The sequence below is a fragment of the Rhizobacter sp. P1_G5 genome, assembly GCF_056405435.1.
In genome coordinates this window covers 1-10,589 of the sequence record NZ_JBFUCB010000159.1, presented here as the reverse complement: position 1 = coordinate 10,589, position 10,589 = coordinate 1, and the positions used below count along the sequence as shown (strand labels likewise).

Here is a 10,589-nt window from a genome sequence, read left to right as displayed (position 1 = left end):
GGCCTGCACCTGTGTGCCGCCCTGCACGGCGCGACGCCGGCCGAGCGCTGGCTGCCGCCCGCGGCGCAGGCCGGCGTGCGGCTGGCCACGCTCTCGGCGAGCACGCGGCCGCCGCTGTCGCTCAACGGCCTGCTGTTCGGCTACGGGCTGATCGAGGCGGCGCAGATCGATCCGGCGATGCGCGCGCTGGCCGCGGCCGTGCGCGGCCTGTGAGGCGCGCTACGAGCAGCGCGGCAATTCGACGCGCTGCGCCGCATCGCCCCGCTTCGTCGCGATCACCGGCCGCTCGGCCGCCGTGTGCCACGGCTGCGCCGGCCACCACCGCGAGGCCGAGGCCTGCTGCTGCGGCTCGACACTCTGCCCCGGCTGCGGCGTCAGCACGCTGACGTGCTGGCACGCCGCCGCGGCCAGCACGCGCTCGACCGGCTCGGTCCAGCCGTGGTGGGCCAGCGCGAACAGACCCCAGTGCACCGGCATCATCAGCTGCCCCCGCACGCGCTGATGCGCCAGCACCGCCTGCTCCGGCCCGAGATGCCAGTCGGGCCAGTCGGCGTCGTACTGGCCCGACTCGATCAGCGTCAGGTCGAACGGGCCGAGGCGCGCGCCGATGTCGTTCATCTCGTCGAACAGGCCGGTGTCGCCGGAGTACCAGACGCGGTGCTGCGGCCCAACCAGCGCGAAGCCGCTCCACAGCGTGTGGTCGGCCTGCGGGTTGATGCGGCCCGAGGCATGGCGCGCCGGTGTCGCCGTGACCTGCAGCGTGCCGACCGCGGTCGACTGCCACCAGTCCAGCTCGACGATGCGATCGTTCGGCACGCCCCAGCCGCGCAGGTGCCCGCCGATCCCGAGCGGCACGATGAAGCGTGCGCCACGCGCCTGCAGCGCCATCACGGTCGCGCGGTCGAGGTGGTCGTAGTGATCGTGCGAGACGAGCACCGCATCGATCGCCGGCAGCTTGTCGAGCAGGATCGGCGGCGCGAACCAGCGCTTCGGGCCGGCCCAGGTCACCGGCGAGGGCCGCTCGCTCCAGATCGGGTCGAGCAGCACGCGCTGCCCATCGACTTCGAGCAGCGTCGACGAGTGACCGAACCAGGTCACGCGCAGGCCGCTGGCCGGCGCGACGGCGAACGCCTCGCCCTGGCTGCGCAGCACCGGCACCGGGCCGGCGGGCRACTGGCCGGGTTCCGAATCGAACGCCCGCCACAGCGCGCGCTTCATGTCGCTCCACATCGGCTGCGGGTTGTTGAACTGGCCGTCGTGCCATTGCGGCGAGGCCTGGACCTGCGCCTGCTCCTGCGGGCTGCGGCTCCACTGGCCGAAGCTGGAACAGGCGCTGGACAACACCAGCGCCGCCAGCGCGGCGGCACACGCGCCACCCCAGGCAACCCGGCGCCAGATCGGCTTGCGGCGTTCAGCGCCCATCGACACGCCCCTGGCTCAGTGCATGGATCGCCGGCGCCTCGGCCACCTGGCGGACATCCCCGCCCTGGGCCGCAGCCAGCATCGCGCGGCCGATGCTCTCGGTGGTCAGCAGCCGGTCCGGGAACAACCGGCGCAGGCCGCTCAGCAGCGGGCCGAGCACCACGTAGAACGCGTGGATCCAGCCGGTCTTCGAGCGCGCGCCATGCAGCGGCTGGATCGCCCCGGGCCGGAACCCCCATACCGCGCGGAACGGCAGGCGCATCAGTTCGTTCTCGGTGCGGCCCTTCACGCGGGCCCACATCGATGCCCCCCGCTCGCTGCTGTCGGTGCCGGCACCGGAGACGTAGACGAAGCACAGTTGCGGGCTGGTGCGCGCCAGCGTGCCGGCGATGGCGAGCGTGAGGTCCAGCGTCACGCGGCGGTAGTCGGCCTCGCTCATGCCGAGCGACGAGACGCCGAGGCAGAAGAAGCAGGCGTCGATGCCGCGCAGGCTGTCTTCGATCGGCGCCAGGTCGTGCAGGTCGGCGTGCGCGAGGTTCGTCAGCTTCGCGTGCGCGACGGCGGGCGGCATGCGCCCGAGCGTGATCACCTGCGACACGCCGGCGTCGAGCAGGCATTCACGCAGCACGCCCTGGCCGACCATGCCGGTCGCGCCGAGGATCAGGACTTTCATTCGTTTCCCTTCAATGCAATGCCATTCCAGAACACGTCGAAGCCGGCGGCGACGGGATCGAGCCCGCTGCCGTCGGGGTCGGCCATCTCTGCCAGCGCGGCCAACGTGGCATCGGCCAGGCCGCTGAACATCGCGCCGATGAACTGCACCGGGTAGTCGCGCACCAGCTTCTGCCGCACGCAGGCTTCGGCCTCGCGCAGCAGCTCGACGAACGGCGCACTGCCGGCGTCGCGGGTCTCGGGCGTGATGCGGTCGGAGACGCGCAATTGCCCCATCACCTTGCACTTCAGCGGGTTCGCGGCTGCCCAGCCCAGGTAGCGGGTCCACACATGGCGGAACTTCTCGCGCGCCGGGGCCGCCTGCGGGTAATCGCCCATCATCGCGTCGGCCAGCTCCAGCTTCAGCGCCCGGTACAGCGCGTTGACCAGCACGTCCTTGCTGGCGAAATAGGTGAACAGCGTGCCTTCGGCGACGCCGGCCGCCTTGGAGATCGCCGAGGTCGGCGTCGACCACACGCCGCGCACCGCGAACTCCTCGACGGCGGCGTCGAGGATGGCCTTCTGCTTGTCTTCGCTGCGGGGTCGGGCCACGGTGACATCACTTAATTGAGCAAGTACTCAATCATAGAACTGCACATTCACGCCGGTCAAGCGACTTCTCACCGGCAAGGCGCTGCAGGACACGTGGAGCGCTGGTGCAAAATCCCGCGCGATGGATTACCCCGGCAATCTCTTCGTGGTGGCCGCCCCGAGCGGCGCCGGCAAGTCGAGCCTCGTGAAGGCCTTGCTGGAACTCGATTCGCACCTGGTGGTGTCGGTCTCGCACACCACGCGCGCGCCGCGCGGGCAGGAGCAGGACGGGCGCGAGTACTTCTTCATCAGCGAGCCGGCGTTCCGCGCCAAGATCGCGGCCGGCGACTTCTTCGAATGGGCCGAGGTGCACGGCAACCTCTACGGCACCTCGCGCCAGGCGATCGAGGAGCGCATCGCCGGCGGCCACGACGTGGTGCTCGAGATCKACTGGCAGGGCGCGCTGCAGATCAAGCGGCTGTTCCCGAACGCGATCCTGATCTTCATCCTGCCGCCCAGCTGGGAGGAGCTCGCGCAGCGCCTGAACCGCCGCGGCGAGGACCACCCGGATGTCATCGAGCAGCGCCTGACGAATGCCCGCGTCGAGGTCGCGCAAGCCCGACATTTCGACTTTGTTATCATCAACGCTCTCTTCGAGTCGGCGCTCTTCGACCTGAAGGCGATCGTTCACTCGCAGCGTCTCAAGTACGCTGCGCTGCAAAGAAGCAAACCTGCCGTCTTTGCCAACCTGAATCTCAACTGAGAACGGAGTTCTTGCCATGGCCCGCATCACTGTCGAAGACTGCCTCGTCAAGATCCCCAACCGCTTCCAGCTCGTGCTGGCCGCGACCTACCGCGCCCGCATGCTGAGCCAGGGCCACGCCCCGAAGATCGAGACCAAGAACAAGCCGGCCGTGACCGCGCTGCGCGAAATCGCCGAAGGCGAAATCGGCATCGAGATGCTGCGCAAGGTGCCGATCTGATCTGCTGATCTCCTGAAGCACGCCTTGCTTCACCCCAGGACGGCCCCTCGCGGGCCGTTCTCGTTTTCCCTTGCTGCGCCCCCACGGCGGCGTCTGCGGCGAATCCGCGATAAATTCGGGCCATGAACGCCCGTTCCCCGGCCACTGCCTTGCGTGAAGCGCCGCCCGCCCCGTCGGGCCGCGGCGGCAGCACGCCGGTGCCGGCAGCCACCAAGGACGCGGCTGCCGCCTCGTTCGCGGCGCTCACCCACAAGCTCGACTACCTCGACGCCGCCGACATCAAGCGCGTGCGCGAGGCCTACCGCTTCGCCGACGAGGCCCACCTGGGCCAGTTCCGCGCGAGCGGCGAGCCCTACATCACGCACCCGATCGCGGTCGCCGGCCTGTGCGCCGACTGGAAGCTCGACGCGCAGGCCATCATGGCCGCGCTGATGCACGACGCGATGGAGGACTGCGGCGTCACCAAGGTCGAGCTGATCGAGCGCTTCGGCTCGTCCACCGCCGACCTCGTCGACGGCCTGACCAAGCTCGACAAGCTGCAGTTCTCCACGCGCGAGGAATCGCAGGCCGAATCCTTCCGCAAGATGCTGCTCGCGATGGCGCGCGACGTGCGCGTGATCCTGATCAAGCTCGCCGACCGCCTGCACAACATGCGCACGATGGACGCGATGGCATCGGCCAAGCGCATGCGCATCGCCCGCGAGACGCTCGACATCTACGCGCCGATCGCGCACCGGCTCGGCCTGAACCAGACCTACCGCGAGCTGCAGGAGCTGTCGTTCCAGCACACCCGGCCGTGGCGCCATGCGGCGCTGTCGAAGGCGGTGCTGCGCGCGCGCGGCTACCGGCGCGACATCGTCGAGCGCATCCAGCGCGAGGTCGAGAAGGCCTTCGCCGACGCGCAGCCGCAGGCCCAGCAGAAGGTGCAGGTGTTCGGCCGCGAGAAGACGCTCTATTCGATCTACAGCAAGATGCGCGAGAAGCACTTCAGCTTCGCGCAGGTGAACGACATCTTCGGCTTCCGCATCGTGGTCGGCACGCTGCCCGAGTGCTACCTCGCGCTCGGCGTGCTGCACCAGCTGTACAAGCCGCTGCCCGGGCGCTTCAAGGACTACATCGCGATCCCGAAGGCGAACGGCTACCAGTCGCTGCACACCACGCTCGTGAGCCCGCTGGGCACGGCGGTGGAGTTCCAGATCCGCACCGAGCCGATGCATGCGGTGGCCGAGAAGGGCATCGCCGCGCACTGGATGTACAAGGCCGGCGGCACCACGCAGCTGCACGATGCGCAGCGCCTGGGCACGCTGTGGCTGCAGTCGCTGATCGATATTCAAGACGAGACGCGCGACGCCAACGAGTTCCTCGAGCACGTCAAGATCGACCTGTTCCCCGATGCGGTCTACGTGTTCACGCCGAAGTCCCGCATCATGGCGCTGCCGCGCGGCGCGACGCCGGTCGACTTCGCGTACGCGATCCACTCCGACGTCGGCGACCACTGCGTCGCGGCCAAGGTCAACGGCGACCCGGTCGCGCTGCGCACCGAGCTGCGCAGCGGCGACGTGGTCGAGGTCGTCACCGCACCGGGCGCGCGGCCGAACCCGGCCTGGCTGAACTTCGTGCGCACCGGCCGGGCGCGCTCGAAGATCCGCCACTACCTGAAGAACATGGAGCAGGAAGAGTCGCAGCAGCTGGGCGAGAAGCTGCTCGCGCAGGCGCTGCGCGCCGAAGGCCTGAACATGCCGGCCAGCGACCCGGCGGATGCCGCTGCCGGCGCGCTGTGGCAGCAACTCGCGCGCTGGAGCGGCACGCGCTCGCGCGCCGAGCTGCTGATCGACATCGGCCTTGGCCGCAAGATCGCGACCATCGTCGCGAAGCGGCTGGCCCAGATGATGGGCGAGCGCGGCGAGCGCCCCGATGCGCTGACGCTGACGATGGGCCGCTACGCCGCCGACGACAACGCGCCGTCGCAGGGTCTGGTGGTGATCGACGGCAGCGAGGGCGCCTCGGTGCAGATGGCACCGTGCTGCCGCCCGATCCCCGGCGACGCGATCGTCGGCTACCTCGGCCGCGGCGAGGGGCTGCTGGTGCACACCGTCGACTGCTCCACCGCGAAGCGCCTGTTCGAGCGCGACAGCGAGCGCTGGATGACGGTCGAGTGGGCCGAGGAGCCGGTGCGCGCGTTCGAGACCGGCGTCACGCTGCTGCTGAAGAACGGCAAGGGCGTGCTGGCCCAGGTGGCGGCGGCCGTCAGCGAGGCCGAGGCCGACATCACCCACATCGACATGGACGACGAACCGGCGGCGCAGACGATCGAGCTGCGCCTGCTGCTGAGCGTGCGCGACCGGCTGCACCTGGCCGACGTGATGCGCACGCTGCGCCGCGCGGCGCCCGTGCTGCGCGTGACCCGCGTCAAGCCGTAGCCCGGAAGCCATTCCGGGCCATCCCTACGGCTTCGGATATTTCACGTCGATCACCTCGATCCGCTCGAGCCCGCCCGGCGTCATCAACTGCACCTCGTCGCCGATGCGCGCCTTCAGCAGCGCCCGCGCGATCGGCGCGATCCAGCTGATCTCGCCGCGGCTGCTGTCCGATTCGTCGACACCCTTGATCGTGACGGTGCGCTCCTCGCCGCGCTCGTTCGCATAGGTCACCGTCGCGCCGAAGAACACCTGGTCGTTGCCGTGGTGCAGCGACGGGTCGGCGACCTCGGCGATGTCGAGCCGCTTGGTCAGGAAGCGGATGCGGCGATCGATCTCGCGCAGCCGCTTCTTGCCGTACAGGTAGTCGCCGTTCTCGGAACGGTCGCCGTTCTTCGCGGCCCACGACACCACCTCGACGACCTTCGGCCGCTCGTCGTCGAGCAGCGTCAGCAGCTCGTGGCGCAGCGCCTGGTAGCCGCCGGGCGTCATGTAGTTGCGCGTGCCCTGCGGCAACGCCGGCAGGCCGACCTCGTCGTCCTCGTCGTCGCTGGAATCGGTCTCTTTGGTGAACGCCTTGCTCATGCCCGCGATTTGAACCCAACTGCCCGGCACATGCGATCAGGGTGATTGACTTGCCTAACCGGTTAGGCAGAATCAAGCCGCCTCGACATCTTCAGGAACCCGCCATGTACACCCTCTTTGCCACGCCCGGGTCGGTCGGCTGCGCTGCCGTCGATGCCGCATTGCGCTTGTGCGGCGTGCCGTTCGAGACCGTCGAGGCCGCGCCGTGGACCGAGTCGCCCGGCCGCGACCGGCTGAAGCTCGCCAACCCGCTGGTGCAGATCCCGACGCTGCAAGGCGCCGGCGGCGAACTGCTGACCGAGACGGCGGCGATCCTGATCCACCTCGGCCTCACGCACCCCGAGGCCCGGCTGCTGCCCGCCGACGCGGCCGCGCGCGCCAGCCACCTGCGCGGGCTCGTCTACCTGGCGGCCAACGTCTACCCCGCCATCACGGTGATCGACTTCCCCGAGCGCTTCTGCGAGGCCTGCAGCGACGACGAGGCCAGGCGCATCCGCGCGCAGACCCGCCGCCACCTGCACGGGCTGTGGGAGGTGTTCGCCGACAGCTTCGCCGCGCCGCCATCGGCCGCCTTCCTCGGTGGCGACACCCCCGGCGCACTCGACCTGATGGCCGCTGCGCTGTCCAGGTGCTTCGGCACGCGCCCGCACCTGGCCTCGGCACGGCCCGGCTTCGCCGAGTTGCTGTCGCGCATCGACGCCCACCCGCGCTTTGCCGACACCGAGCAGCGCTACTGGCCACCATCGACATAAGGGCGGCGCTGATGGCCACCCTCTCGGCCGGCGTCGGCGGCGCGCTCGCGCTGGAGTTCGCGAACACCGCCGGCGATCACCTGTCCGACACGCCGTCCGAGCGATTGAGCAGCTGGGCGCGCTTCGCGCAGTGGTGCCTCGAGCAGGACCTGGTCGACGCACGCGGCGCCGCGGCGCTGAAGGCGTCGACCGACGAGCTCGCGCCGGTGATCGCCGCGCGCGATGCGGTGTTTCGCGTCGGCCTCGCGATCGCGCAGGGCACGAAGCCGCCCGCCGCGGCGCTCACGCTGCTGAACGACCTGGCTTCCGGCGATGGCCCGCGCGTCAGCCACACGCAGGCCGGCCTGCGCTGGCGCGGCACCGCCGACGACAGCGCGGCCTCGTTGCGCACGCTGCTCGCGCGCGAGGGCCTGACGCTGTTCTGCTCGCCGCGCGCCGCCCGCATGCGGCTGTGCGCCGGGCCGCTGTGCGGCTGGCTGTTCCTCGACGACAGCCGCGGCGCGCCGCGCCGCTGGTGCTCGATGGGCGATTGCGGCAACCGCGCCAAGGTGCAGCGCCACCAGGCGCGCCGATCGGCCGCCGCACAGGACGGCTGACCGCGGCGCCCGAGGTGCAACAGCGGTTCCCCTCGCGCGTCGCAGCGTGTACCCTTGCCGCTGCTCTCATCTCCCACGTTGTCTTCCCATGCGCCTGATCCGGTCCCTGCCCTTGCTGATCCTGCTGTCCACGGCCCGCGTCGCGCTCGCCGCCCCGGCCGCTTCCACCCCCGCGGCGACCGATCCGAAGCCCGCCGAACGCTGCGAGACCGCCGTCGCCGACACCATCCGCGAGATGCGCGGCAAGGAAGCACGCGACATCGAGTTCATCGCCGCACAGCGCTCGCTGCTGCCGGCCACCGGCGACGAGACCACCGTCAAGGGCGCCGGCCGCTACAAGACCACCGCGACCGGCGTGCACAGCTTCACCTACCGCTGCGCGTACAACGCCGAGTCGAACGAGACCTCGGGCGTCGTGTTCCGCGAGACCGGCAGCACCCGGCCCCTCGTCGAGAAGGCCTGGGAGCCCGACCTCAGCAAGGTCTCGCCCGACGCCTGCGAGACCGCAATCGCCGCGACGCTGAAGGACAAGTACCCGCGCGTCGGCCGCATCGCCTTCGATGCCGAGACGCGCCGCCTGCAGCCCGCCCCCGACGACGGCACCTGGCTCGACGGCCAGGGCGCCGTCGAACGCGCGCCCGGCATGAATTCGATCCCGTTCACCTACCGCTGCGCGTTCCAGGCGCGCACCGGGCGGCTGGTCAGCGCGCAAGCCACGCCCTGACGCAGGGCGGCGCGAAGCCAGGGCCTAGAAGCCGGCTTGGAGCGCACGCCCGTAGGCGCTGCGGCGGGAGAGGTCGTTGTGGCCCGCATCGGGAATGACGGTCATCGTCGCGATACCCGGCGCGAAGGCCGCCAGCAGGCGTTCGGTGCTGGCGCGCGGGATCACTTCGTCGTGCTCGGCGGCGATCAGCGTCGTCGGCACCGTGAGGGCCGGTGCATGCCGCACCGACTCGTAGGTGTCCTGCAGCAGCCAGCGCACCGGGAACCACCGGAACTGCGCCGATGCCAGGCCCAGGATGCTGTCGTACGGCGTCACCAGCACGAGGCGCGACACCGGGCGCTCCCGCGCGACACGGATCGCGATGCCCGAACCGAGGCTGCGGCCGATCACCGACACGCGTGCATGCGAGCGGGCGACGAGGTCGTACAGCGCGAGCGCATCGCCTTGCAGCGCGGCCTCGGACGGCGAGCCGCCGCTGCGGCCGTAGCCGCGGTACTGCATCGCGTAGATCGCGTGGTCGGGGAAGGTGCGCGCCAGTTCGGGCAGGGTCTGCGAGACATCCTCGCCATTGCCGCCAAAGTAGACCAGCGCCTGCGGGCCGTCATGCGGCCGCACCGACGCGCGCACGTCCACCCCGAGGCCCGGCAGCGTGATCTCGCCGGCCGGCGGCCCGCTGCGCGGTTGCGGGAAGTAGAGCAGCGAGCGCTGGAAGGCGTAGAGCGCGCCGCACAGGCCGAGGTAGCCGACCACGACCAGGGCCACCACGACGCCCAGGAGTTTGAGCATCAGGGATGTCGCTCGCTGGAGGACAGCAGGTCGACATAGGCCCGCTCGACGAGCTGCCCGGCCGGCACCTGCAGCTGCGCCATCAGCGCATGCGCCTCGGCCACGCCGGCCTCGGCCGGCTCGCCGTCGCGCAGCACGACCTCGAGCTCCAGGAAATCGCCCAGCCGCTCGACGCGGTCGAGGTGCACGCGCGTGCGGCCCACCAGGTACAGCGTGCGCTGCTTGCGCACCCGGCCCGCCTGGCCGTGGGCCAGCGTGAGCACCTCGCGCAGCAACGCCGGTTCGGCGGTCGTCGAGCGCAGGTAGAACGATTCCTTCGGGCCGGCCTGGTCGGCGCGGCGGTAGAAGATCAGCTCGCCTTCGGTGGCGGAGAACGCGCGCAGCTTCAGCCGGCCGTTCTCGCAGCGGAAGAAGGTGTCGTCCTGCGCGATCGGCGTCGGCCCCTGCTGCGCGAGCGCGGCGACACGCGGTTCGAGCTGTTCGATGCCCTCGATCCGGGCCTTGATCTCGATGTTGCGCGCCATCTGCAGACCTGATCTCGCAGAGGTGGTCATGCGGCCACCTCGCCTTCGGGGCCGGCCAGCACGACGACGTAGCCGTCGGGGTCGCGCAGCCAGATCTCGCGCCGGCCGTGGTTCGGGTCGACCCCCGGCCCTTCGAGCACCTGGGCGGCCTGCTGGCGCACGCGCAGCACGGCGGCGTCGAAATCGTCGGTGCGGAACCACAGCAGCATGCCGTTGCCGCGGGCGCTGCTGTCGGGCCGGCCGAGGTGCGGGTGGTGGCGGGTGTCCCACGGCCGCAGCCGCATCACGACGCGTTCGCCGCACAGCAGCGTCTCGTCGTCGACACCCGCGGCACTGCTGCGCAGGCCGAGCACGGATTGGTACCAGTGGCAGCTGGATTCGAGATCGCGCACGGCGATCAGGGGCTCTGGAGACATGGGAGGCGGGTGCGAAGGACGGAGCGCGACCGAGACACTATGTCACAGCGGTTCAGCCCGGGTCATGCGGATTTCGCAAGCCGCCCCTCAAAAGTAGTAGTGCGCCGCCGCCCAGCCGAGGATCGCCGGTGCCGCCACCAGC

13 protein-coding genes and 1 pseudogene are annotated in these 10,589 nt (G+C 70.6%); 7 read left to right on the top strand and 7 right to left on the bottom strand.

From position 1 onward, the window contains the following. Nucleotides 1–213, top strand: a pseudogene (locus AC1D12_RS13440) (PLP-dependent aminotransferase family protein); the annotation flags it as partial. 6 nt (nt 214–219) lie between these two features. Here AC1D12_RS13440 and AC1D12_RS13435 read toward each other — a convergent pair. From AC1D12_RS13435 to AC1D12_RS13425, 3 genes are read right to left on the bottom strand one after another with little or no spacing between them, the layout of a single operon-like run. Next, nucleotides 220–1,422, bottom strand: coding sequence for an MBL fold metallo-hydrolase (locus tag AC1D12_RS13435; RefSeq protein WP_477840912.1), 1,203 nt, complete (start codon nt 1,420–1,422; stop codon nt 220–222). Further along, nucleotides 1,412–2,095, bottom strand: a complete 684-nt coding sequence (locus tag AC1D12_RS13430; protein ID WP_477840910.1) for an NAD-dependent epimerase/dehydratase family protein — start codon at nt 2,093–2,095, stop codon at nt 1,412–1,414. The genes AC1D12_RS13435 and AC1D12_RS13430 overlap by 11 nt, the downstream gene beginning before the upstream one ends. Beyond that, on the bottom strand, nt 2,092–2,685 hold the full coding sequence (locus AC1D12_RS13425; RefSeq protein ID WP_477829423.1) for a TetR/AcrR family transcriptional regulator: 594 nt from the start codon (nt 2,683–2,685) through the stop codon (nt 2,092–2,094). The genes AC1D12_RS13430 and AC1D12_RS13425 overlap by 4 nt, the downstream gene beginning before the upstream one ends. 121 nt (nt 2,686–2,806) lie before the next feature. Here AC1D12_RS13425 and gmk point away from each other — a divergent pair, with 121 nt between their 5' ends. From gmk to AC1D12_RS13410, 3 genes are all read left to right on the top strand, one after another. Further along, nucleotides 2,807–3,427, top strand: a complete 621-nt coding sequence (gene gmk, locus AC1D12_RS13420) for a guanylate kinase (protein WP_477840908.1) — start codon at nt 2,807–2,809, stop codon at nt 3,425–3,427. A gap of 16 nt (nt 3,428–3,443) precedes the next feature. Then, entirely contained in the window at nt 3,444–3,647 is a 204-nt protein-coding gene (gene rpoZ / locus AC1D12_RS13415) for a DNA-directed RNA polymerase subunit omega (protein ID WP_047507421.1), read from the top strand. Between the two features lie 122 nt (nt 3,648–3,769). Next, nucleotides 3,770–6,067, top strand: a complete 2,298-nt coding sequence (locus AC1D12_RS13410) for a RelA/SpoT family protein (protein WP_047507418.1) — start codon at nt 3,770–3,772, stop codon at nt 6,065–6,067. Between the two features lie 24 nt (nt 6,068–6,091). Here AC1D12_RS13410 and greB read toward each other — a convergent pair whose 3' ends face one another. Then, the gene (greB, locus tag AC1D12_RS13405; protein ID WP_047507416.1) at nt 6,092–6,649 is read right to left on the bottom strand and encodes a transcription elongation factor GreB; all 558 of its coding nucleotides are present in this window, start codon (nt 6,647–6,649) and stop codon (nt 6,092–6,094) included. 104 nt (nt 6,650–6,753) lie between these two features. Between greB and AC1D12_RS13400 the strand changes: the two genes are divergently transcribed. The 3 genes from AC1D12_RS13400 to AC1D12_RS13390 all read left to right on the top strand — a co-directional run bounded on the left by AC1D12_RS13400 (nt 6,754) and on the right by AC1D12_RS13390 (nt 8,721). Further along, a complete protein-coding gene (locus AC1D12_RS13400) occupies nt 6,754–7,401 on the top strand; it encodes a glutathione S-transferase family protein (RefSeq protein WP_477827781.1) in 648 nt (215 codons plus the stop codon). Nucleotides 7,402–7,412: 11 nt separating this feature from the next. After that, nucleotides 7,413–7,997 carry a CGNR zinc finger domain-containing protein gene (locus tag AC1D12_RS13395; RefSeq protein WP_477840905.1) on the top strand — a complete coding sequence of 195 codons (585 nt, stop codon included), beginning with the start codon at nt 7,413–7,415 and terminating at the stop codon, nt 7,995–7,997. Nucleotides 7,998–8,085: 88 nt separating this feature from the next. Beyond that, nucleotides 8,086–8,721: a hypothetical protein gene (locus AC1D12_RS13390; protein ID WP_477827729.1), complete on the top strand. Its 636-nt coding sequence runs from the start codon at nt 8,086–8,088 to the stop codon at nt 8,719–8,721. 24 nt (nt 8,722–8,745) lie between these two features. On the opposite strand, the gene AC1D12_RS13385 is transcribed toward AC1D12_RS13390, so the two are convergent. The 3 genes from AC1D12_RS13385 to AC1D12_RS13375 are packed head-to-tail and all read right to left on the bottom strand — an operon-like array spanning nt 8,746 to nt 10,447. After that, a complete protein-coding gene (locus AC1D12_RS13385) occupies nt 8,746–9,507 on the bottom strand; it encodes an alpha/beta hydrolase (protein WP_477827728.1) in 762 nt (253 codons plus the stop codon). Continuing rightward, nucleotides 9,507–10,031 (bottom strand): class IV adenylate cyclase, encoded by a 525-nt coding sequence (locus AC1D12_RS13380; protein ID WP_477840914.1) that lies wholly within the window; start codon nt 10,029–10,031, stop codon nt 9,507–9,509. The genes AC1D12_RS13385 and AC1D12_RS13380 overlap by 1 nt, the downstream gene beginning before the upstream one ends. A 26-nt stretch (nt 10,032–10,057) precedes the next feature. Next, nucleotides 10,058–10,447, bottom strand: coding sequence for a VOC family protein (locus tag AC1D12_RS13375; RefSeq protein WP_047507361.1), 390 nt, complete (start codon nt 10,445–10,447; stop codon nt 10,058–10,060). Between the last annotated feature and the right edge of the window lie 142 nt (nt 10,448–10,589).